The sequence below is a fragment of the Streptomyces sp. NPDC047002 genome (genome assembly GCF_040704505.1).
Lineage (GTDB): Bacteria > Actinomycetota > Actinomycetes > Streptomycetales > Streptomycetaceae > Streptomyces.
Window position 1 is genome coordinate 1 of record NZ_JBEYWC010000041.1, and the last position, 22,497, is coordinate 22,497.

At 72.2% G+C, this 22,497-nt stretch carries 16 protein-coding genes, 4 tRNA genes, 1 other RNA gene and 1 pseudogene; 14 read left to right on the top strand and 8 right to left on the bottom strand.

What is annotated here, in order from left to right; translation table 11 throughout:
• Positions 1-372 precede the first annotated feature (372 nt).
• Both AB0910_RS28060 and AB0910_RS28065 read right to left on the bottom strand, forming a co-directional pair.
• Positions 373-627, bottom strand: coding sequence for a helix-turn-helix transcriptional regulator (locus AB0910_RS28060; RefSeq protein WP_366747461.1), 255 nt, complete (start codon positions 625-627; stop codon positions 373-375).
• Positions 628-704: 77 nt separating this feature from the next.
• Positions 705-1,088, bottom strand: a complete 384-nt coding sequence (locus tag AB0910_RS28065; protein WP_366747462.1) for a type II toxin-antitoxin system RelE/ParE family toxin — start codon at positions 1,086-1,088, stop codon at positions 705-707.
• Positions 1,089-1,259: 171 nt separating this feature from the next.
• On the opposite strand from AB0910_RS28065, the pseudogene AB0910_RS28070 reads away from it, so the two are divergent.
• Positions 1,260-1,935 (top strand): annotated as a pseudogene (locus AB0910_RS28070) (DUF4291 domain-containing protein).
• Positions 1,936-2,206: 271 nt separating this feature from the next.
• Positions 2,207-2,782 carry a hypothetical protein gene (locus tag AB0910_RS28075; protein ID WP_366747463.1) on the top strand — a complete coding sequence of 192 codons (576 nt, stop codon included), beginning with the start codon at positions 2,207-2,209 and terminating at the stop codon, positions 2,780-2,782.
• 361 nt (positions 2,783-3,143) lie between these two features.
• Here AB0910_RS28075 and AB0910_RS28080 read toward each other — a convergent pair whose 3' ends face one another.
• Positions 3,144-4,892, bottom strand: a complete 1,749-nt coding sequence (locus AB0910_RS28080) for a DUF4209 domain-containing protein (protein WP_366747464.1) — start codon at positions 4,890-4,892, stop codon at positions 3,144-3,146.
• A 313-nt stretch (positions 4,893-5,205) separates the two neighbouring features.
• A tRNA-Ser gene (locus AB0910_RS28085) sits at positions 5,206-5,290 on the bottom strand.
• A 72-nt stretch (positions 5,291-5,362) separates the two neighbouring features.
• On the opposite strand from AB0910_RS28085, the gene ffs reads away from it, so the two are divergent.
• From ffs to AB0910_RS28115, 6 genes are all read left to right on the top strand, one after another.
• Positions 5,363-5,461, top strand: an RNA gene (ffs, locus tag AB0910_RS28090) — signal recognition particle sRNA small type.
• A 22-nt stretch (positions 5,462-5,483) separates the two neighbouring features.
• A complete protein-coding gene (locus tag AB0910_RS28095; protein ID WP_366747465.1) occupies positions 5,484-7,901 on the top strand; it encodes a DNA polymerase III subunit gamma and tau in 2,418 nt (805 codons plus the stop codon).
• A 142-nt stretch (positions 7,902-8,043) separates the two neighbouring features.
• Positions 8,044-9,294, top strand: coding sequence for a phosphoribosylamine--glycine ligase (gene purD / locus AB0910_RS28100; protein WP_366747466.1), 1,251 nt, complete (start codon positions 8,044-8,046; stop codon positions 9,292-9,294).
• Between the two features lie 540 nt (positions 9,295-9,834).
• A complete protein-coding gene (locus AB0910_RS28105) occupies positions 9,835-12,051 on the top strand; it encodes a hypothetical protein (protein WP_366747467.1) in 2,217 nt (738 codons plus the stop codon).
• Between the two features lie 476 nt (positions 12,052-12,527).
• Entirely contained in the window at positions 12,528-13,985 is a 1,458-nt protein-coding gene (locus AB0910_RS28110) for a N,N-dimethylformamidase beta subunit family domain-containing protein (protein WP_366747468.1), read from the top strand.
• Positions 13,986-14,197: 212 nt separating this feature from the next.
• Complete coding sequence (locus tag AB0910_RS28115) at positions 14,198-15,097, top strand: phosphoribosylaminoimidazolesuccinocarboxamide synthase (protein ID WP_366747469.1); 900 nt, start codon at positions 14,198-14,200, stop codon at positions 15,095-15,097.
• Between the two features lie 77 nt (positions 15,098-15,174).
• Here AB0910_RS28115 and AB0910_RS28120 read toward each other — a convergent pair.
• The 4 genes from AB0910_RS28120 to AB0910_RS28135 all read right to left on the bottom strand — a co-directional run bounded on the left by AB0910_RS28120 (position 15,175) and on the right by AB0910_RS28135 (position 16,084).
• A tRNA-Gly gene (locus AB0910_RS28120) sits at positions 15,175-15,247 on the bottom strand.
• 159 nt (positions 15,248-15,406) lie between these two features.
• A tRNA-Gly gene (locus tag AB0910_RS28125) sits at positions 15,407-15,479 on the bottom strand.
• Between the two features lie 67 nt (positions 15,480-15,546).
• Positions 15,547-15,618 (bottom strand) — tRNA-Gly (locus AB0910_RS28130).
• A 130-nt stretch (positions 15,619-15,748) separates the two neighbouring features.
• Positions 15,749-16,084, bottom strand: coding sequence for an Lsr2 family protein (locus AB0910_RS28135; protein ID WP_366747470.1), 336 nt, complete (start codon positions 16,082-16,084; stop codon positions 15,749-15,751).
• A 1,005-nt stretch (positions 16,085-17,089) separates the two neighbouring features.
• Between AB0910_RS28135 and purS the strand changes: the two genes are divergently transcribed.
• From purS to AB0910_RS28165, 6 genes are all read left to right on the top strand, one after another.
• Positions 17,090-17,362: a phosphoribosylformylglycinamidine synthase subunit PurS gene (gene purS, locus AB0910_RS28140; protein ID WP_366747471.1), complete on the top strand. Its 273-nt coding sequence runs from the start codon at positions 17,090-17,092 to the stop codon at positions 17,360-17,362.
• Entirely contained in the window at positions 17,359-18,042 is a 684-nt protein-coding gene (gene purQ / locus AB0910_RS28145) for a phosphoribosylformylglycinamidine synthase subunit PurQ (protein ID WP_366747472.1), read from the top strand. The genes purS and purQ overlap by 4 nt, the downstream gene beginning before the upstream one ends.
• Positions 18,039-20,297, top strand: coding sequence for a phosphoribosylformylglycinamidine synthase subunit PurL (gene purL / locus AB0910_RS28150; RefSeq protein ID WP_366747473.1), 2,259 nt, complete (start codon positions 18,039-18,041; stop codon positions 20,295-20,297). The genes purQ and purL overlap by 4 nt, the downstream gene beginning before the upstream one ends.
• A 13-nt stretch (positions 20,298-20,310) precedes the next feature.
• Positions 20,311-20,463, top strand: coding sequence for a hypothetical protein (locus AB0910_RS28155; protein WP_366747474.1), 153 nt, complete (start codon positions 20,311-20,313; stop codon positions 20,461-20,463).
• 134 nt (positions 20,464-20,597) lie between these two features.
• Positions 20,598-21,389 carry a sterol carrier family protein gene (locus AB0910_RS28160; protein WP_366747475.1) on the top strand — a complete coding sequence of 264 codons (792 nt, stop codon included), beginning with the start codon at positions 20,598-20,600 and terminating at the stop codon, positions 21,387-21,389.
• 173 nt (positions 21,390-21,562) lie between these two features.
• Positions 21,563-22,432, top strand: a complete 870-nt coding sequence (locus AB0910_RS28165; protein WP_366747476.1) for an META domain-containing protein — start codon at positions 21,563-21,565, stop codon at positions 22,430-22,432.
• Positions 22,433-22,497 lie beyond the last annotated feature (65 nt).

A 22,497-nucleotide genomic window follows, 5' to 3' on the forward strand; every position in this document is an offset into this window, starting at 1 on the left:
GAGATCCTGGCCGCCGAGGGCGACATCGAGAAACTCGCCTCGTCGTACGCCCCCGCAGCGAGCTGCGGGGGCCAACGACGTATGCCCGGTGAGAGCATGAGCGGAGGATACGAGATTCGAACTCGTGAGGGGTTGCCCCCAACACGCTTTCCAAATGTTCGTGTGGGGGTTCAGGCGGGTTCGGATACGTCCTGAACTGCGTTTATGCGCCATCTCTGGTGGTCAACGGACGTCGCTGAACGAGGCTAAATGCAACCCGAACTGCAACCCCCCGTCCGACTGGCGCGGTACTGGCCCGCGAAAGGAGAAGATGGCGCCTTCGGTGGATCCGATGCCGACCCGGAGCTGCCTCCACTGCCTGCAATGAGTCAGTCAGGCGGCGTGTGCGGTGAACACGACGGATGAGGTGTCGCCGTCGAGCGCGATGTTGAGCGACGCATCGAGGGCCTTGGCGAGTCGGGCCAGGAGTGGGAGCGTCGGGACCGTGCCGCCCAGTTCGAGTTTCGAGATCTGCGGCTGGGTCATGTTTGCGTGTCGGGCGAGCTCGGTCTGGGAGATGCCGAGCTCGGTCCTGCGGTCGTAGACGGCCTGCCCGAGGTCGAAGGCCATACGGATCTCGGTACGCATCGCTTCTACGTCAGGTGCTTCCTTGCTGCCCTCCGCAGCGGCACGTTCGCGGGCGAGTTTCCATCGAGAATGATTCATCAGCCCTCTCCCTTCGTGAGATCCCGGCTGAACTCGTCATGGGCTGTGTGGCGCTCGGTCTCACAGACCTTCATGGCCTGCTTCGCGCGCGCCACCTCGGCATCCTCGCGCATCCGTGTCTTGCGAAACACGGTCAGAAGCACGATCCGGCGGTTCTGCGTGAGCCAGTACGTCAGCCGAATGGCGTTGCCGTCGTGTCCCAGCGCGAATCGCAGCTCGCGTAGGCCCTCGCCCAGGTGGCGGGAGTAGGGCTCGCCGAGCGTCGTCGGGGCATCGAGCAGGCGTTCCGCGGCGTGCTCCGCCTGCAGGTAGTCGCGATCGGACAGGTTGTTCAGCCATTGCCGGACCTCCGGTTCGATCTCGATGTCCCACGCTTCGTTCATATAGCTGAGTGTATAGATAGTCGAATGTATAGCAAGGTGGCCGGCGGGAGCCCCTCCGTTGCTGGACAACAGCTGACTCGTCCTTGGAGTCTTCGCCGACGCCTGAGCAGGCTGTCGCTCGGAGGTAAAAACCCGCTGGCCCTCGGCGGTGCCTGTCGCGAGCATGGAGCAGTGTCCGTTGGGACGCGCGAGATCCGCGCCCTCCATTGTGCCGAGACGATCACGGTCTACCAGGCATACTCCCCGGAGATCGCCGGTCCTGCGGCAGCTGAAGGCTGCTTTCCCCACACGTACGACCGAGGCCGGATGACGTGGATCAAGCCGTCGTTCCTGTGGATGATGTACCGCAGTTCCTGGGGCCCCGCGGTGGGACAGGAGCGGGTGCTGGCGATCCGGATCCGCCGGGCAGGGTTCGAGTGGGCTCTCTCCCACAGTGAAATTGTCCGGGTACGACGGCCGCGTTCATGTGTCCCGGGGCCAGTGGAAACGCGAGATGCGCCGTAGCCCTGTGCGCATCCAGTGGGACCCGGAGCGGGACGTCGCCCTTCAGCCGATGCCGCGTCGTTCGTTGCAGGTCGGTCTGCGCGGCGAGGCGGTTCACCGTTACCTCGACGAGTGGATCGTGGGGATCGACGACGTCACGGATCTCGCCCACGCGGTTCACGAACGGAGCCGTGAGGGTGCGGGAGAGCAGGCCACCGGGCTGTTGCCGGTTGAACGCCCCTACTCACTCTCCAGCTCACTCGCGTCGCATATCGGTGCGTCGCGTCCAGAGCCCCGGGCGGGCGGTGGCAGGCAGGCGGCTGCCCGGGGCGGGCAACGCTCCGGCGCCGAGCCGGGCTGGTGACCGTGGTCGGGTGGGGGTGGACGTATAGCTATGCCGGACCGGCCGTCTTGAGGGCTCTTGTCCGGGGGTTGCCCCCACCCGCTTCCAACTGTCCGCGTGCCGTACAGGGGTGGTCGTAGGCGTTCATGAGGCAGGTCAGACAGGGTGGGCGCACGACGGTGAACCGCAGCGCCTCGCGGCGAACTGGACAACGACCAGGACAACGCCAGATGCTCTGCGCAGCGACGACGGGAGAGCGTGGTTATGCTCCCGAGTGATCCCAGGGGGGTTCATGCTCGGTGACGCTGTGGGCGCCGCGCCGATTGCGAGTCGGTTGCCGCGTTGGGTCCGCCCAGCGGTCTTCGTCTCGATTCCTGTTCTCGCAGCGCTCGTTGCGGGTGCTTGGCTGTCCGGCGTCTTCGGGACCAGCGACCCTTTTGACGATGACCGAGCTTGCGCCGGGAGCGACGTACCACTGCAAGTCGCCCTCGACCAGGCCGGCATCCGCCTGCCGCCGGATGCCACCGACGTGCACTACATCACGCATGCCTCGCCGCAACCGGGCCAGCACGCCCTCGCTGTGGTCTTCCACAGCAGCCAACAGAAGATGGAGGCACTGCTCACTCAGGATGGGCTGGTGCACGGCGGCTTGGACGACTTGACCGACGGCCGCTTCGTCACTGGGGACCCGAACGACCCGGTGGATTTGTGCGGACCTCTCCCGCAAGCGCCGGTTGCTAAGATCACCGGGCAACCGAGCGCTGGAGGGCAACTTGGATCGCAGCTCGCTGTGGACATCGAGCTGAGCGACTTGCGGATGATCCGCTCCAGAGCGACCGTACTGATCACATCCATGCCAGGAACCTGAGCAGGGAGACGCTGTCGGGCGCCCGGGGGTGCCACGGGACAGATTCAAGAGCGCCGGACTCAGGCGTCGACAAGCCGCTGACCTGCGCGCAGGCACGTGGGCGCTTTGATCTTCTGTGCTTCCCGCATGCCTGACATCTGCTTTGCAAGATCCCTCGGGGCGGGCGACTGATCTGCGGAGACGCAACAGGTGCACCGCTGACCTGCGGAAATGGTGCTCGCCTCTTGCCAGTGGTGCGCACGGACTTCCGGCCCCATGTGTGCTGAATCCGTGCCCGCCGCCCCATCCACTGGGGCGACCCGCTACCGCTCCCGGCCGCCTGTACGCGCCATCAATGCCTCGGTGCCGCGGGGAAAATAGGTCAGCTCTCTGCCTGGCCCGCCCCGCCGTCGTTGGTGGTGGTCTTGTGCCACAAGGCGAGGGTGGCGGCAGCGTGCAACACGAGCGCGGCGTCCTGCTTGGATACCTGCTGCATGAGACCGTGCAGCGCCCTGTTGCGCAGGTTCAGGCTCAACGGGTCCGACAGCAGCAGCGTCAGGTAGGCTCGCTCGGCATCGGGTGTACGCCCCTTGAGTCCGGCGAGCAATTCGCCGAGGCCGACGAAGGTTCCCAGGCCATTTCGCGCGGCGGCCGGTTCCGTGTAGACGACCAGGCCCAGTTCCATCGACGCTGACCGAAGCGCCGTTTCCAGGCGCGGAACGGCGCACAGGAGTGCCTCTTCGTACCGGCCTGCGGCAAAGTGGCCGAAGGCGCGCACCAGGCCGTCGGAGAGCAGTTCGTCGAATATACCCTCGGTCAGGAAGCCAGCGATCGCTTCCGGCGTCGTCCAGGGGTCGGCCACGATCCGGCCAAGGGTCTCGGCTGCGAACACGCCCCAGGACGTGATACTGCGCGTGTCGTGATCGATGACAGCCTGGGCGAAGCGAGCGTCGTCTCCGGAGAGGATCTTGACGGGCAGTCCCTGGCCGTTGAGTTTGACAAGCGTAGTCAGATAGTAAATCGGCGATTCGCGCATCGCGGCACGCACCTGCTCGGCGACTGCATCGCGATCGGCCTGGACAGGGCAGTAGCTGCCGAACCTGGCAAGCCATGCGCGGGGATCGTCTCCCACGAGGAACTGGCCAATGAACGCCTCGACGTGCTCGGACGGAAGGTTTACCTCTGCGGAGAACTCGACGAGGCCCTGGTCGCCGCGGCTAATCTCCTGCAAGCGCACCAGCAGACGCTGCGTGTCCTCGCGTAGACCCACGGAGCGCGCTACCGCCAGAGCTTGCTCAAGGTGGCGAATCGCGACCAGCGGAGCGGCGGCGTCTTCCGCCGCCGCCTCCCACAACCCCACGATGTCGGTGGCGACGGTCCGGCGCGCCTCGGGATCTGCCCCCGCCAACTGCAGGCGCAACTGCATGACCGCATCGAGGCTGAAGGGATCCGCACTGAACGCAGTACCGGCGACGCCTAGGAGGTCGGCCATCTCCACGGGACGTTGCTTGGCCGGCAGCGCCGCCAACCGGGTCAGTAGGCGCAGGCAAGGTCCCGGCATCGGCTCGGGATTCGCCAGAACTTGCTTCGCCGCCGAGACGAGTTCTCCAACGGTCTCCACGGCATGCTCCTTCATCCCCGCCTCGGCGGTGATGTCAAGCGCCCGGGTTAGACAGTCTGCTCGATACACTTCCGCGATACTCGGGTAGGCCCACAGTGCACGCAGGGCCTGCTGTGAGGCCTGGGCGTACACGTACGGCTTTGCACCGAACCGTCGCAACCACAGCAGATCCGCGAGCCGCGCGACCACCAGCGGGTATGCGGCAAGAAGATCAAGGGCGTCCGCCCAGGCCGAGAGTGTCTCCTCCGTCGCCTCACCCACCGGCTCAGGATGGCAGCTTCCACCAATCTCGAACATCGGAGCGTAGATTCGCGAACCCGGATCCTTGAGATGCGGTCGTAGCGCTGGGTGGTACTGCAACGCTCGAACGACGGAGGCGGCGTGCGCCTGAGGTTCGGGGCCGAGTAGCGCGATCATGCGCGCAGCCGTCTCGTACTGGTCCAGGCCCTCGTCAAGGGCCTCCTTCAGTGCGGCTATCGTCCCGTCGTGCCACTCGTGCGCCAGCGCCATGCCCCATGCCCTCGCCGTAGCTGCCCCTCACAAGGCTTTGACGGATCGTACGCCGCCTCCTGCGGTCACCCGGGCGATTTTGGGACGCCGTCCACCTTGCCACTGCGGTCGTGTGAGCCACTCGCCCACGGACGATCGCTCTTGCCGGTCCCTGACGGCGCGCGACGGGCTCGCCTGGGAGGTCGCCGAGGGGACCGATGACGCGGGGGAGGACCGCGGCCGGCATTCCTGAGACCGCGCCGTCGCAGAAACGTCGATGGCCCCCACTGCGAGCAGCGGGGGCCATCGACGTTATGCCCGGTGAGAGCATGAGCGGAGGATACGAGATTCGAACTCGTGAGGGGTTGCCCCCAACACGCTTTCCAAGCGTGCGCCCTAGGCCTCTAGGCGAATCCTCCGCGACGAACCATACAAGACCGGAGGGAGTGCTCGCGAACTCGTTGGAGGGGCCTCCGATCAGGTACTGTGTGCGCAGCCCCTCACGTGGCGCTATCTGACTGAACTCCCCCAGGGCCGGAAGGCAGCAAGGGTAGGTCGGCTCTGGCGGGTGCGTGGGGGGCGTTGTCGTAGGGGGCGGATATCGTCGTGGGTGTGTCGTCGCTTGCGCTGTACCGCCGCTACCGCCCCGAGACCTTCGCCGAGGTCATCGGGCAGGAGCATGTCACCGACCCCCTCCAGCAGGCCCTGCGGAACAACCGTGTGAACCACGCGTACCTGTTCAGCGGCCCCCGGGGATGCGGCAAGACCACCAGTGCGCGGATCCTCGCGCGCTGCCTCAACTGTGAGCAGGGCCCCACGCCGACCCCCTGCGGCGCGTGCCAGTCCTGCCGCGACCTGGCGCGCAACGGGCCGGGTTCGATCGACGTCATCGAGATCGACGCCGCCTCGCACGGTGGCGTGGACGACGCCCGCGACCTGCGGGAGAAGGCGTTCTTCGGGCCCGCGGGAAGCCGCTACAAGATCTACATCATCGACGAGGCGCACATGGTCACGTCGGCGGGGTTCAACGCCCTGCTGAAGGTGGTCGAGGAGCCTCCGGAGCATCTGAAGTTCATCTTCGCGACCACCGAGCCCGAGAAGGTCATCGGCACCATCCGGTCGAGGACCCACCACTACCCCTTCCGGCTGGTCCCGCCCGGCACGCTGCGCGACTACCTGGGCCAGGTGTGCACGCAGGAGGGCATCCCCGTGGCCGACGGTGTCCTGCCGCTGGTGGTGCGGGCGGGAGCGGGGTCCGTCCGTGACTCGATGTCCGTGATGGACCAGCTGCTCGCCGGCGCCGCCGAGGACGGTGTGACGTACGCCATGGCCACCGGCCTGCTCGGCTACACGGACGGTTCCCTGCTCGACTCCGTCGTGGACGCCTTCGCCTCGGGGGACGGTGCCGCCGCGTTCGAGGTGGTGGACCGGGTGATCGAGGGCGGCAACGACCCGCGCCGCTTCGTCGCCGACCTGCTGGAGCGCCTGCGCGACCTGGTGATCCTCGCGGCCGTGCCGGACGCGGCGGAGAAGGGGCTGATCGACGCCCCGGCCGACGTGGTGGAGCGGATGCAGGCGCAGGCGTCCGTCTTCGGCGCGGCCGAGCTGTCCCGTGCGGCCGACCTCGTCAATACGGGGCTGACGGAGATGCGGGGAGCCACCTCGCCGCGCCTCCAGCTGGAGCTGATCTGCGCGCGCGTGCTGCTGCCCGCAGCCTTCGACGACGAGCGGTCCCTGCGCGCGCGGATCGACCGGCTCGAGCGCGGTGCCGCCGCGGGCGCGGCGATGGCGCCGGGGGAGTTCGCGGCGCCCGGCCCGGGTGCGGCCGGACCTGCGGGGCCGCCCCCCGTCGAGTACGTACCGTCGCCCTCGCAGGCGCACGGGCCCGGGCCCGCCGCGGGTCGGCCGCCCGGTGCGCCGGCGGGCGCGCCGCCGCCGCAGGCCGTGCAGGCACCGCAGCAGCCCTCGCAGCAGCCGCCGTCGCAGGCACCGGCTGAGCAGTTCCGGCCGCCGCAGCAGCAACCGCAGCAGCCGCAGGTCTCGCCGCCGCCGGCCCAGCCTTCCGCCCAGCCGTCGGCCGCGGGCGACGGCGGCGGGCGTCGGCCGGGCGGCTGGCCGACCGCGGGCGGCGGCGCGCCCCGTGGCGGGCCGGCGGCGGCGCCGGCCGCGAGCCCGGCGCCCGCGGGCCCGCAGGGCGGGGGAGGTGGTGGCGGCGGCGCCGCGGTCAACCCGGCGGCGGGCGCCGGCCAGGTGCGGAACATGTGGCCCGACATCCTGGAGGCGGTGAAGAACCGCCGCCGCTTCACCTGGATCCTGCTCAGTCAGAACGCGCAGGTCGCCGGGTTCGACGGCACCACCCTCCAGATCGGCTTCATCAACGCGGGCGCGCGCGACAACTTCTCCGGCAGCGGCAGCGAGGACGTGCTGCGGCAGGCGCTCTCCGAGCAGTTCGGCGTGCAGTGGAAGATCGAGGCCATCGTCGACCCGTCCGGCGGCGCCAACCCGCCGCCCCCCGGGGGCAGCGGCGGCGGTGGCGGCTTCGGCAGCGGGGGAGGCGGGGGCGGCGCCCCGGCGCCGGGTTCCAGCGGGTACGGCGGCCCGGCCGCGTACGGCCAGGGCGGGCGCCCCCAGGGCTCCGGCACAGGACCGGGCTCCGGCGCGGCGCCCGCGCCGGAGCCCGGCCCCGGCGGCGGCGACTCCGGCCAGGGCGGCCCGGGGGCGTACGGCGGCGGCGCGCCCTTCGCGGGCGCCGCGCAGTCGGCGCCACCGCGGGCCGGCGGCTCGGGGGCCGCTGCCGGCACCACCACAGGCGGCGACCCCGGCCGGGGCGGACCGCCGCAGTCGGCCCCGGGGCCGCGCCCCGGGCCCGAGCCGGCCCCGCAGGCCCCGCCCGCACGGCCGCCCGTCTCGATCGAGGACGACATCCCGGAGGAGGACGACCCCGACCTGGTCGATTCCGCGCTCTCCGGACACGACCTCATCGTCCGCGAGCTCGGCGCGACGGTCCTGGAGGAGTACAACAACGAGTAACGAGTAACGAGTAACGAGTAACGAGTGACGGCGGCCGCCACGTGGCTCCGGGGCATCCGCCCTCCCGTCACAGCGCCTCCCGTCGCAGCGCCTCCCGTCACACCGGGAAGGCCCCGGCGCGGCGCCGGATAGGCTGACTCCCGTGAAGGTCCTTGTCATCGGCGGCGGCGCCCGCGAACACGCCCTGTGCCGCGCTCTCTCCCTCGACCCCGACGTGACCGCCCTCCACTGCGCGCCCGGGAACGCCGGGATCGCGGAGGTGGCCGAGCTGCACCAGGTCGACGCCCTCGACGGCGCGGCCGTGGCCCGCCTCGCCACCGATCTTGAGGCCGGGCTCGTCGTCGTCGGCCCGGAGGCCCCGCTGGTGGCCGGAGTCGCCGACGCGGTGCGCGAGGCGGGCATCCCCTGCTTCGGCCCGAGCCGTGAGGCGGCGCTGCTCGAAGGCTCGAAGGCGTTCGCGAAGGACGTGATGGCCGCGGCCAACGTCCCGACCGCCCGCAGCTATGTCTGCGCCACGCCCGAGGAGATCGACCACGCCCTCGACGCCTTCGGGGCGCCGTACGTCGTCAAGGACGACGGCCTCGCCGCGGGCAAGGGCGTCGTCGTCACCGGCGACGTCGCCGCCGCCCGCGAACACGCCCTGGCCTGCGGGCGCGTGGTCATCGAGGAGTTCCTCGAAGGACCCGAGGTCTCCCTCTTCGCGATCACCGACGGCACAACGGTCCTGCCGCTCCAGCCCGCGCAGGACTTCAAGCGCGCCCTGGACGGTGACGAGGGCCCCAACACCGGTGGCATGGGCGCCTATTCGCCGCTGCCGTGGGCCGATCCGAAGCTCGTCGACGAGGTCCTGGCGTCCGTGCTCCAGCCGACCGTGGACGAACTGCGGCGCCGCGGCACGCCGTTCGCCGGACTGCTGTACGCGGGGCTCGCGATCACCTCGCGCGGGGTGCGGGTGATCGAGTTCAACGCGCGGTTCGGCGACCCCGAGACGCAGGTCGTGCTGGCCCGCCTCAAGACCCCGCTCGCCGGCGTCCTGCTCGCGGCCGCCGAGGGCACGCTGGCCGGGCTGCCGCCGCTCAACTGGTGTGAGGACGCGGCCGTCACGATCGTCGTCGCCTCGCACAACTACCCCGGTACGCCCCGCACGGGCGACCCGATCGACGGCCTCGCCGACATCGCGGAACAGGACGCCCCGCACGCGTACGTCCTGCACGCGGGCACCCGCGTCGACGGCGGGCGCGTGGTGAGCGCGGGCGGCCGCGTGCTGTCCGTCACGGCGACGGGCGAGCACCTCGCGCAGGCGCGGGAGCGCGCGTACGCGGCGGTGGACCGCATCCGCCTCGACGGCTCGCAGCACCGTACGGACATCGCGCGGCGCGCGGCCGAGGGCTGAGCGCCGGGAGCTGAGCCCGGCTCGGCGAGTGGCGCGCGCCGCCGCCCGGCCGACGCCCCTCCCACGATCCGGGTACGCGCCGTACGCACGCCCGCCCCGATCGGAGTACGCGGGCGTACGCGCACCACCCGGACGGGGCGCGCGCCACGGACGCCGTGCCCGCACGGTCCGGCCCGAGCGGCCAGGCCCGGCCGCGCAGGCCCGGCGCCGACCGCCTGAGCTGGCCGTACGTCCGGACGGCACCCGGAGATCCACCGCCTCCGCAGCCTCCGGGCCGCCATCCTCTTGTCGTATCGCGTCCTTGTCGTATGGAGTCTTTGTCGTATCGCGGAACCGCCGAGCGGCGATACGCCAGCACCTTTGCCCAAAGCCATTCCATCGAGTGACGGGTCCGCCAACCGCGGGACGCCGGGCCAGGCCCCAACTAGGGTGCGGCGCAGGCATTCGGGCAGTTGGCCCACCGGCATTGCGATGTCAGTGGCGGATGCCACAGTGGGGGGAGTGAGCAACCGCCGCGGGCAGAGGGGGTGAGGTCCGACCATGTCCGGTTCCAGCACGAACGGCGTCAACGGCGCGAAGAACCCGAAGAACGCCAAGAACGCGAAGAAGGCACACAACACCGACCACGCCAAGAGCAGCGGCAGCGCCGACGCGGGTGCCGCCATCGGTGACGAGGTGGGCGCCAGGTTCGCCCGTGCCAAGGCGCTCGCCGTGCTGCGCGTCCGCGGCAGGGCGCTCGGCGCCGCGCTGCTGCCCGCCGCCGTCGCGGTCGTCCTCCTCGCGGCCGGGGGCACGGGCAGGCTGGAGGGACAGGGCTGGGACACCGCCCGGTGGGCCGTCTCCTGCTTCGCCGCCGCGGTGCTGCTGCTCGCCGGCGCCGTCGCCGTCGTGGTGCAGCGGGCCGAGCCCGCGCTGAGCCCCACGGTCGCCGTCGCCGAGAAGTCGGCGCCCGACCTGTACCGGCTGGTCAGGGACCTGGCCGAGCGGCTCGGCGTGCCCGGGCCCTCCTCGATCGCGCTGACGCCCGACTGCGACAGCTGGCTGGAGGACCGCACCCATCCGTCCCACGCGGCGCGCCCCGCGGGCGGCGGGCGCGGCCGCCCGGCCAAGGCCGCGCCGGTCCTCGTCGTGGGCTCGCCCTTCCTCTGGTGGATGCGGGTCGCCGAGCTGCGCGCCGTGCTCGCCCCCGTCGTCGCGGGCACGGGCCCCGCGGCGCACCCCGACATAGCCGCGGCCCGCAGGTTCGTGCGCGGGCTCGACGCGGCGGTGGCCGTGGCGGCCAGGCGGGACCTCGGGCCGGTACGGAGGGCCGCGCTCGCCCCGGTCGGCCGGATCGCCCGGCTCATGCTGCGGGGCTGCGGCGAGCACGCCGCGCTGATGGAGCGCGGTGTCGCCACGGCGGCGTCCGAGCGTGCACAGGCTGTGGACTACGGGCTGCGGATCGTCGCCCAGGAGCAGGTCGGCCTCGCCTACGCGGGGTGGGACAGGCTGCTGACCAGGGTCGCGCTGCCCGCCTGGCGGATGGGCCGCTGGCCCGCGCGGCTGGACGCCGGCGTGGTCTCCGCGCTCACGGAGCTGTCCCGCCGCGACCGCCTCGCCGAGGGCTTCGCCTCGCGGCTCGGCGAGCGCCCCGCGTGCGACCTGCTGGAGGAGCCGGGCGCGGTGGACGAGGCCGCCTCCCTGCTGGCCGCCCGCCTCTTCCACGGCGGCCCGGCAGAGGCCGGCCCCGACTGGTCGCCCGTCGACTGGCAGCACTACCCGGAAGAGGTCGTCGACCGCACATGGCGTACGGAGGCGGCCAGGCTGCACCGCGTCCTCGACGAGCTCGGCGTGCGGAACACGGGCGGCCCCGACGACCGGACGGGGCAGACGGACCTGGCGGGCCAGGCGGGCCCGACGCTCGACCGCGTCCTCGACCACCTCTCCCGCCGCCAGGATCGCGGCGAGGACCCGTACGCGGGCCTCGCGTACGCGCGGGTCGGCGGCCAGCACGCGGGGCCTGGGCCCCGGGCGGGCGCGCCGCGCGAGACCGCCGCTGCCGCGGGGGACCCCGAGGCGCTGCTCGGCGACCCGTACGACGACAGCCTGCCCGTCGTGCCCCCCGGCCTCGAAGCGCTCGACGCCGAGCCGGGCGCGGCTTCGGCCCGGTCCGACGCCCGCGCGGAGGATTCCGCTTCTCCGTCGGCTCCGACGGCTCCGGCCCCTCAGGCGACCCCGGCGGCGGGCGGCCACGCGGGGGATGCGGACGGGCCGGCGGCCCCGGACGACGGGCCGGCGGCCCCGGACAGGGACGCGTGCGCCGCGGCGGACGCGGCCACCGCACCCGCCACGACCACGGCCACGACCGCGGCCACCGGCCCCGCCACGACCGCCTCGGCGGACGCGCTCGCCGCCCGCATCAGCGCGGAGATCGCCCGGGAGACGGCGTCGCCCCACGGGTGCGAGGGCCGTACGGGGGGCAGGTCTGCGCGGGCGACGGACTCCCTGCCGCTCGTTCCGCTTCAGCCGCCGAGGACGGGCCGCGAGCTCCTGGCCGACCATGTCACCGCGATGATCTGCTGCTCCGCCGTGGACACGGCGGGCGCCCTGCCCGGGCTCGACTGGCTCGACGGCCCGACCCTCCTCGTGGGCGGCGAGCGCCGCTCGGACCTCGGCGGCCCGGTGCACAGCCTCGTCGAGGACGGCGACCCCGGCCCCCTGCGCTCCTGGCTGGCGTCCCTGGGCATCCGCCCCGAGAAGCCCGTACGCCTGGTCTGACCCTCCCGCGGCCACCAGGGGCGAGCGCCGCTCAGGGCCCCGGCCCGCACCGCCCCGGGCAGCTGCCCTGCTCCGGCGCACTTCGCCACCCCCCGGCAGCGGCCCCACCCCGGCGCACTCCGCCCCCTAGCCCACTCCCCGGCGCGGGCCGTGCGTCTCGGGCAGAAGACCACGGCGAGGGTGAACGGCGGGCGACACGGTGACGTCCGCCGCGCCCGGGGTGTGCGGTCGCCGGGGCGGGTGGGCCGAACTCCCTTCCCAGGGGCCCCAGTCGTCCCAGTGCCCCCGCCGCTTCCCGGCCCGCGCGGGCCCGGTCCTTCCGATCGCGTCAATTCGCGACGATCGGTGACGGGCCGCGTGCGTTATGTGATGTGCTGGGGGCCGGGCGCTGACAACCGGCGCACGGAAGGTCGTGTCACCGACGTACGCGCGGTCCCCAGCGCCGCGCGTCAGGGGGCTCGGAGAGGGAGCGAGCGATGGGGGCGGAGCACATCAGGCGATGGGAGTCCGGCGCGCTCGCACACGCCGTCACCGACCCCTTCGGCCAGGGCCCGCTGCCCTGGCTGCGCGGCAGTGAGAACTACTTCGGCGACACCGGGCAGGTCGTCCCCTGGTACGCGGACCCCGACCTCGGCCGGGCCCGGGGCGGCCCGCGGACCGCTGACGACGTGCGCCGCCAGATCAAGGGCTTCGCGTCGAGCGGCGCCGTCGCCCCGGGTGAGGCGCTGGACTTCCATGTGACGGTCGACCCGCCTCAGGAGTTCTCCGTCGACATCTACCGCATCGGCCACTACAACGGCGAGGGCGCCCGGAAGATCATCACGAGCCCCCGGCTGGCCGGCATCGTGCAGCCGCCGCCGCTGACCGCCGACCGTACGGTCTCCTGCCACCACTGGTGGCTCTCCTGGCGCCTCCAGGTGCCGTCGTACTGGTCGATCGGCGCCTATGTCGCCGTGCTGACCACCGCGGACGGCTACCGCTCCCACGTCCCCTTCACCGTCCGCGACGACCACCCGGCCGACCTGCTCCTCCTGCTGCCCGACCTGACCTGGCAGGCGTACAACCTCTACCCGGAGGACGGCAGGACCGGCGCGAGCCTCTACCACGCCTGGGACGAGCAGGGCCGGCTGCTCGGCGAGCAGGATGCCGCGGTCACCGTCTCCTTCGACCGCCCGTACGCGGGCGCGGGACTGCCGCTCCACGTCGGGCACGCGTACGACTTCATCCGCTGGGCCGAGCGCTACGGCTACGACCTCGCCTACGCCGACGCACGCGACCTGCACGCGGGCCGCGTCGACCCGTCCAGGTACCGGGGCCTGATCTTCCCCGGCCACGACGAGTACTGGTCGGTCCCCATGCGCCGCACCGTGGAGCGGGCCCGCGCCGGCGGCACCTCACTCGTCTTCCTCTCCGCCAACTCCATGTACTGGCAGGTCGAGTTGGGTCCCTCGCCGGCCGGTGTGCCGGACCGGCTGCTGACCTGCCGCAAGCGGCGGGGCCCGGGAAAGCCGTCGCTGTGGCGCGAGGTGGACGTGGCCGAGCAACAGATCATCGGCATCCAGTACGCGGGCCGGGTGCCAGAGCCGCATCCGCTCGTCGTCCGCAATGTGGACCACTGGCTGTGGGAGGCGTCGGGCGCCGTCGAGGGCGACCGGATCGACGGGCTCGTCGCGGGCGAGGCCGACCGCTACTTCCCGCGGGCGCCGCTCCCCGACCACGAGGACCGCATCCTGCTCGCCCACTCGGGCTACCACGACGGCGAGGGGGTGCCGCGTCACCAGGAGACCTCCCTGTACCGCGCGCCCTCCGGCGCCCTCGTCTTCGCCTCGGGCACCTTCGCCTGGTCGCCCGCGCTCGACCGGCCCGGCCATGTGGACGCCCGCGTCCAGCGCGCCACGGCCAACCTGCTCGACCGCATCTGCAAACGCGACTGAGGCCCGCACGCCCGCAGGCCCGCGCACCCTCCGGCTCCCTCTCCCCGCGCGTGCGGGAGAATCGGAGGGGTGATCGCGCTGATCACCGGGGCCGCGGCCGTGCGGCGAGTGCGCGCGGCGGCCTCCTCACCGCGGACCCGAGGCCCGTCCTGGACCCGAGGTCCCTCCCACATGAGGCCCCGCAGGGGATCCCAGAGAAGGGTGGACGGAACATGGCCGGATTCGTGGAGAAACCCGAGCCGATCGAGGTCCCTGGCCTGACGCACCTGCACACGGGCAAGGTCCGCGACCTCTACCGCAACGAGGCCGGCGAGCTGGTCATGGTCGCCACCGACCGCATCTCCGTCTACGACTGGGTGCTGCCCACGCCCATCCCCGACAAGGGCCGCATCCTCACCCAGCTCTCGCTGTGGTGGTTCGACCGCCTCACGGACATCGTGCCGCACCACGTGGTCTCCACCGACCTCCCCGCGGGGGCCCCCGCCGACTGGGCGGGCCGCACGATGGTCTGCACCCCGCTGGAGATGGTCCCGGTCGAGTGCGTCGCGCGCGGCTTCCTGACCGGCTCGGGCCTCGCCGAGTACCGCGAGTCCCGCACGGTCTGCGGGCTCGCCCTGCCCGAGGGCCTGGTCGACGGCTCCGAGCTGCCCGCGCCCCTCTTCACCCCGGCCACCAAGGCCGACGTCGGCGACCACGACGAGAACGTGCCGTACGAGGAGGTCGCCCGCCGGGTCGGCGCCGAGACCGCGGCGCAGCTGCGCCGTACGACCCTCGACATCTACGCCCGTGCCCGGGACGTGGCCAGGGACCGTGGCATCATCCTCGCCGACACGAAGTTCGAGTTCGGCTTCGACGGCGACCGGCTCGTCCTCGCGGACGAGGTGCTGACCTCGGACTCGTCCCGCTTCTGGCCGGCAGAGGAGTGGGAGCCAGGACACCCGCAGCCGTCGTACGACAAGCAGTTCGTACGGGACTGGCTGACGTCCCCGACCTCCGGCTGGGACCGCGAAGGCGAGCAGCCGCCGCCCGAGCTGCCGCAGCAGGTCGTCGAGGCGACCCGCGCCAAGTACGCCGAGGCGTACGAGCGGCTCACCGGCACCGCCTGGGCCTGAGCACCGCCTGGGCCCGAGCACGGCCGCCGCGCATGACGAAGGCCCCCTGCCCGTCCCGGGCGGGGGGCCTTCCGACGAGCGGACGACGAGGTTCGAACTCGCGACCTCAACCTTGGCAAGGTTGCGCTCTACCAGCTGAGCTACGTCCGCATGCGCCTGGGCGCGTACCCCACTATACCCAACCTCCGCCGGAGCAGGACCGGCCCGTCACGCGGACCGACTCGCCACAAGGACAGGCCCGTCACAAGGAACCGGCGACGCGCACAGGCCAGAGGCCCCGGTCGGTTCGACCGGGGCCTCTGATCACTGAGCGGACGACGAGATTCGAACTCGCGACCCTCACCTTGGCAAGGTGATGCTCTACCAACTGAGCCACGTCCGCACACATCGAGCTTCCGATGTGCTCATCACCCTACCTGATCCACTGGAGTGGTCGGAGAGCGATGCGGAGCGGGTGACAGGAATTGCACACTGCGCCTCCCCCTTGGAAAGGGGGCGTTCTACTACTGAACTACACCCGCACGCTCCGGGAGGTTCTTGCCTTTCGGCCTTGCCCCTCGGCGTGCTCCAGACTCTAGCCGATCACCCGGGGTGCATGGCAAATCGAGTGCGCGGGACGGGTGATCGGGCGTCCGGGGCCCGGTCCAGGACTCAACTCGCCGCGCGGAACGCCTCGTAGACCCGCTTCGGGATGCGGCCCCTGGCCGGCACCTCCATCTTGTGCGACTGCGCCCAGGCGCGGACCGCCGCAGGGTCGGGCGCGAGCGACGTGTGCTGGTAGGGCACGCGGCCCTTGCCGCGCCTCGCGGCGTTCGTCTGCTTGCGGCCCGCCGCCACGAACGGGGCGAGCGCCTTGCGTAGTTTCTTCGCATTCGCGGGATTGAGGTCGATCTCGTACGTCTTGCCGTCCAGACCGAACGCGACCGTTTCCGCTGCTTCTCCACCGTCGATGTCGTCGGAGAGAGTGACCACTACGCGCTGCGCCACGGATCTCGGTCCTTTCTTGTGGCATCGCGGCGGTCCCGCCTCGGTTTGCACCAGGCTGACGTGCGGCGACACCGATTTCCCTGATGTTCTCGGACAATGCTGTTTTCCGCTGTATTCCTTTGTACAGCGGAAGGCGCGGCATTGTGAAGCCCGGTCAATTATCTCAGCGTGTCCCGAGTCAATGCCGCCCGCGCCTGGGGGCTTTTTCCGTCGGCCGTTCCTTGCCTGCCGCGGCCGCCGCGGCCGCCGCTTCGTCCGCCCGTTCCCCGGGGCGTCCTGTGCCGCGTTGCCGCGCCGGTTCGAGGCCGCTTCGTCCGCCGGTCCGGTGGCGCGTCCGCCGGCGGGCCGTGCGGCCGGTCCTGCGGGTGGTCTGCCGGGGCGTGCGGCCGGCGGCCGATTCCCCGGTGCGCGCATTCGGCGGTGCGCTCGCCGGTTCGCCGAAGGGGGCGTCAGGGGCCGCGCGTTTCCCGGCCGCCTCTTCATCCCGGCCGCCTCTTCCGCGTGCGCGTCCGCTTCCGCCGCGATGCCGGTTCCCGACCGCCGTGCCGGCATCCCTTCGGGGTTTTGCGGTTTCCGGTGGTTTCCCCCCGGTTTTCCGCCGGGTTCTCCCCGCCGTCCCTTGCGGGTTCTTCGTCCCTGCGGTTTCTTCCCGGATTCTTCCCGGGATCTCCATGCCGGACCCGCCGCGCCCCTCGGTCCTCCGGCCCCCGAGCGCCTCCGGCCCCCGGCCCCCCGGGCCCCCCGGCGCCTTCGACGCCAGGCGGGCTCAGCGCGTCGCATACCCGTACATGAGCTGCGACCTGGCGTATCTACTCGCGTAGATTCCGGGGCCGGGTACCCTGAGGGGAGCTCGGGGGGTCGAGGGGGATTCCCTGTCGGGGGAGCCGTCGGGGCCGGTCGGGGACACCGCCGGGCCCGGGGCCGCCGGGGATTCTCCTGGAGAGCCCGGGGCCTTCCCCGGAGAACACAGCGAACACAGCCCGCACCACACCACCGGGAGTGCCCGTGGCACGCGTCGTAGTCGACGTCATGCTCAAGCCGGAGATCCTCGACCCGCAGGGACAGGCCGTTCAGCGCGCGCTGCCCCGCCTCGGGTTCGACGGCATTGCCGACGTCCGTCAGGGAAAGCGTTTCGAGCTGGAGGTCGAGGGGCCGGTGGACGACGCCGCCCTCGTCCGTATCCGCGAGCTGGCGGAGACCTTCCTCGCCAACACCGTGATCGAGGACTTCGCCGTGAAGGTCGAGGACCCCGCGGCGGCAGCGGAGCCGGTGAAGTGACCGCCCGCATCGGAGTCGTCACCTTTCCCGGGACGCTCGACGACCGCGACGCGCTGCGTGCCGCGCGGATCGCGGGGGCCGAGCCCGTCGCCCTGTGGCACCGGGACAAGGACCTCAAGCAGGTCGACGCGGTCGTGCTCGCCGGCGGCTTCAGCTACGGCGACTACCTGCGCGCGGGCGCCATCGCCCGCTTCTCGCCGGTGATGGAGCAGGTCATCGAGCAGGCCAAGGGGGGCATGCCGGTCCTCGGGATCTGCAACGGCTTCCAGATCCTCACCGAGACGCACCTGCTGCCCGGCGCCATGCTCCGCAACAACCACCTGCACTTCGTGTGCAAGGACCAGGGCCTCCGCGTGGAGAACGCGGGCACCGCCTGGACCGCCGACTTCGCGGCGGGCCAGGAGATCCGCATCCCCCTCAAGAACATCGACGGCCGGTACACCGCAGACGAGCACACCCTCGACGCGCTGGAGGCGGAGGGCCGCGTCGCCTTCCGCTACCTCGGCGGCAGCCCCAACGGCTCGCTCAGGGACATCGCGGGCATCAGCAACGCCGCGGGCAACGTCGTGGGCCTGATGCCGCACCCCGAGCACGCGGTCGAGCCCCTGATCGGCACGGGCGGCACCGACGGCCTCGGGTTCTTCACCTCGATCCTCAAGAAGCTGGTAAGCGCCTCATGAGCCCCGCCATCCTCGACACCGTCGACAACGCAGCGAAGACGCCCGACGTCGAGCAGCCCTGGAGGGAGCTCGGCCTCAAGGAGGACGAGTACGCGCGCGTGCGGGAGATCCTCGGCCGCCGCCCGACCGGCGCCGAGCTCGCCATGTACTCCGTCATGTGGTCGGAGCACTGCTCGTACAAGAGCAGCAAGGTGCACCTGCGGCAGTTCGGCGAGAAGGCCCCGCAGAGCGACGCGATGCTCGTCGGCATCGGCGAGAACGCGGGCGTCGTGGACGTCGGCGAGGGGTACGCGGTCACCTTCAAGGTCGAGTCGCACAACCACCCGTCGTACGTCGAGCCCTACCAGGGCGCGGCCACCGGCGTCGGCGGCATCGTCCGCGACATCATCGCGATGGGCGCGCGCCCGGTCGCCGTCGTGGACCCGCTGCGGATGGGCGCGGCCGACCACCCGGACACCAAGCGGGTGCTGCCCGGCGTCGTCGCGGGCATCGGCGGCTACGGCAACAGCCTCGGCCTGCCCAACATCGGCGGCGAACTCGTCTTCGACGCCTGCTACCAGGGCAACCCACTGGTCAACGCCGGCGCGATCGGCGTGATGCGGCACGAGGACATCCACCTCGCGAAGGCGTCGGGCGCCGGCAACAAGATCGTGCTGTACGGGGCCCGTACGGGCGGCGACGGCATCGGCGGCGCCTCGATCCTGGCGTCCGAGACGTTCGACGCGACGAAGCCCTCGAAGCGCCCCGCCGTGCAGGTCGGCGACCCCTTCCAGGAGAAGCTGCTGATCGAGTGCACACTCGAGGCGTTCGCCGAGAAGCTGGTCGTCGGCATCCAGGACCTCGGCGCCGCCGGTCTCTCCTGCGCGACGAGCGAGCTCGCGTCCAACGGCTCGGGCGGCATGCGCGTCGAACTCGACGACGTGCCGCTGCGCGACTCCACGCTCTCGCCAGAGGAGATCCTCATGAGCGAGTCGCAGGAGCGCATGTGCGCCGTCGTGGAGGAGGCCAACGTCGAGCGCTTCCTCGCGATCTGCGAGAAGTGGGACGTCATCGCGACGGTCGTCGGCGAGGTCACCGAGGGCGACCGGCTTGAGATCTTCTGGCACGGCGAGAAGATCGTCGACGTCGACCCGCGCACGGTCGCGCACGAGGGCCCCGTCTACGAGCGCCCGTACGCGCGCCCCGACTGGCAGGACGCCCTCCAGGCGGACGACGCGGCCCGGCTGCCGCGCCCCGCGGACGGCCGGGAGCTGCGGGCGCAGGTGCTGCGGCTCGTCGGCTCGCCGAACCAGGCGTCGAAGGCGTGGGTCACCGACCAGTACGACCGCTTCGTGCAGGGCAACACGGTCCTCGCGCAGCCGGAGGACTCCGGCATGGTGCGGATCAACGAGGAGACGGGCCTCGGCGTCGCGCTGGCCAGCGACGGCAACGGCCGCTTCACCAAGCTCGACCCGTACACCGGCGCGCAGCTCGCGCTCGCCGAGGCGTACCGGAATGTGGCGGCCTCGGGCGCCCGCCCGCTCGCCGTCTCGGACTGCCTCAACTTCGGCTCGCCCGAGGACCCGGCGGTGATGTGGCAGTTCGCCGAGGCCGTGCGCGGCATCGCGGACGGCTGCCTCCAGCTGGGGACGCCGGTGACCGGTGGCAACGTCTCGCTCTACAACCAGACCGGTGACGCGGCGATCCACCCGACGCCGGTCGTCTCGGTGCTCGGGGTGATCGACGACGTGGCGCGCCGTACGCCGATGGCGTTCGCCGAGGAGGGGCAGCTGCTGTACCTGCTGGGCGACACCCGCGCGGAGTTCGGCGGGTCCGCCTGGGCGCAGGCGGTCCACGACCACCTCGGCGGCCTGCCGCCCGCCGTGGACCTGGACAGGGAGAAGCTGCTCGGCGAGATCCTCGTCGCCGCCTCCCGCGACGGCATGGTCGACGCGGCGCACGACCTGAGCGACGGCGGCCTGATCCAGGCGGTCACCGAGTCCTGCCTGCGCGGCGGGCACGGCGCCCGGCTGATCGTGCCGGACGGCCTGGACGCGTTCACGCTGCTGTTCAGCGAGTCCGCGGGCCGCGCGGTCGTCTCGGTGCCGCGCAGCGAGGAGCTGCGCTTCACCGACATGTGCGGTGCGCGGGGGCTGCCCGCGACCAGGATCGGCGTGGTCGACGGCGACACCGTCGAGGTGCAGGGCGAGTTCGCGCTGCCGCTGTCCGAGCTGCGCGCCGTGCACGAAGGGGCCATCCCGGCACTGCTCGCCTGAGCCGGGAGCACCCGTGAGGGGATGGGGCGCCGCACGCGTCCCGCCGTGCGGGCCGAGGCCGCTACGCGGGCTCAAGGCCGTCACCGCCGCCGACGTGAAGGGCCGCGTGGGTCCCGGCGCGGTCGAGGGCCTGCTCCTCACTTTCGAGTGCCCGGTCGGCGCCTGAGCCTCCCACCGCCTCCGCCGCTGCCGGTGCCGACACCCGTTCGGCACCGGCAGCGGTGCGTTCCAGCACGTCCCGGCGCGGAAGGCGGGCCGCCGCCCTCGGCGGCCGGCGCGCGCTCGGCTACCCTCGTCGGCGTGCCGCCAGCCAAGAAGCGCCTCCGCAGCTACGACCACGAGCGCACGTGTGCCGCGCTCCTCACTCAGTTCGAGCATGTACGGGAAGCCATACGGGAGTTGGACGCCGATCGCTTCATGCTGCCGACCGGGCTCGGGGAGTGGACGGTCAGAGAGCTCGCTGTGCACCTGACGACCGCGGTGGAGTCGGTGAACCGGGGCATCGAGGCGCCGGAGCCCGCGGGCCCCGCCGTGCCGCTCCTGGACTGGCCCGCAGGCACCGCGTCCCGGGCGCGCGACATCGCCGACCGGATGACCGCGCTCGCCGCGGCCCGCGAGCCCGACGAGCTGTTCACGGCCGTCACCGACCGGGCGGCCGCGCTGCTGCCCGGGGCGTCGGGTGAGCGGCTGATCGAGACCAACGCGGGCCCCATGCGCCTGACGGACTACCTGGTCACGCGCACGGTGGAGCTGGTCGTCCACACCGACGACCTCAACAGGGCGGCCGACCTGTCCGTGCCGATCGACCGGCAGGCGCTGGCCACGGCGACGCGGCTGCTCGCGGACACGCTCGCGGTACGGGCGCCCGGCGCCTCCGTCGAGGTGCGGGTGCCGCCGTTCGCTGTCGTCCAGTGCGTGGAGGGGCCGCGCCACACCCGCGGCACCCCGCCGAACGTCGTGGAGACCGAGCCCCTCGTCTGGCTGCGCCTCGTGACCGGCCGCGCAGCCTGGCACGAGGCGGTGGCCGAGGCCCAGGTCAGCGCGAGCGGCGAGCGCGCCGACCTGTCGGAGCTGCTGCCGCTGATGGGCTGAGCCGACGGGCTGGCCGGACGGGCTGAGCCGAAAGGCTGGGCGCCCGCCGGCCCGTCTGGGCGCCCACCGCCCGTCCGTGCGCCCCGGCCGGCCCGTCCGCGTGCCCGGCCGGCGGTCTTCCGTTTGTGTGCGGAGTGTGACCGTGTGGCGCGGTTGCGGAACCGTCCGTGGCGGTGGATCGTCCGAGGGACATGCAGAAGCAGCAGATCGCCTCAGCAGGCGTCGCCGCACTGCTGGCCCTCACGGCCGCTTGCGGGACGCAGTCCGCGACGGAAGACCCAGGGCAGGCCGCCTCGTCCAGCGGCCCGGTCCGTACCAACCTGCCCCTTGCCGGCGTGCGGTGGAAGGTCGACAGCCTCACCGTGGACGGCGCGAAGCCCGCGGTGCCCGCGGCCGCGACGGTCGAGATCGGCCACGACGGCGCGCTCACCGTGGGCACCGGGTGCAACGGCTACCACGGCAGGGCCCGCGTCGACGGCGCGAAGGTCACCGTGGTCTCCGGCCTGAACAGGACGTTCATGGGCTGCTCGATGTATCTGGAGCAGTACGAGGAAGCCATCGGCAAGGCCCTCAAGAAGCCGCTGACCGCACAGGTCAGCGGTGGTTCGGCCGACGACCGGCAGCTGGTGCTGACCTCGGAGTCCGGCTCGGGCACCCGGGTCGCGCTCACGACCAGGCCCGCGGCGCCGCTCGTCGGCACGGACTGGAAGGTCGACGCGCTCACCGGGCCGCGCTCCTCGACCGGCCTGCCGAAGGACGCCGCGGGCCGCGCCCACCTCGTCATCGGCAAGGACGGCACGGTCAGCGGCAGCCTCGGCTGCAACGCCTTCCACGCCACCGCCCGCGTCGAGGGCTCCAAGGTCACCTTCGGCGCCGTCACGTCGACCAAGATGGCCTGCTCGCCCGCGACGACCAAGGTCGAGAAGGCCATGCTCGCGGTGGTGCGGGGGACGGCGCGCGCCCAGGTCAGCCACCGCTCCCTGTACCTGGCGGGACAGGACGGCACCGGCCTCGCCGCGGCCCGCGGCCGGGCCGCGCACTGACCGCGGGGCCGCCCGCTGGGGGCAAGGTCACATGTGGCCTGGCTCACTGTGCGGCGGCTCCGGGC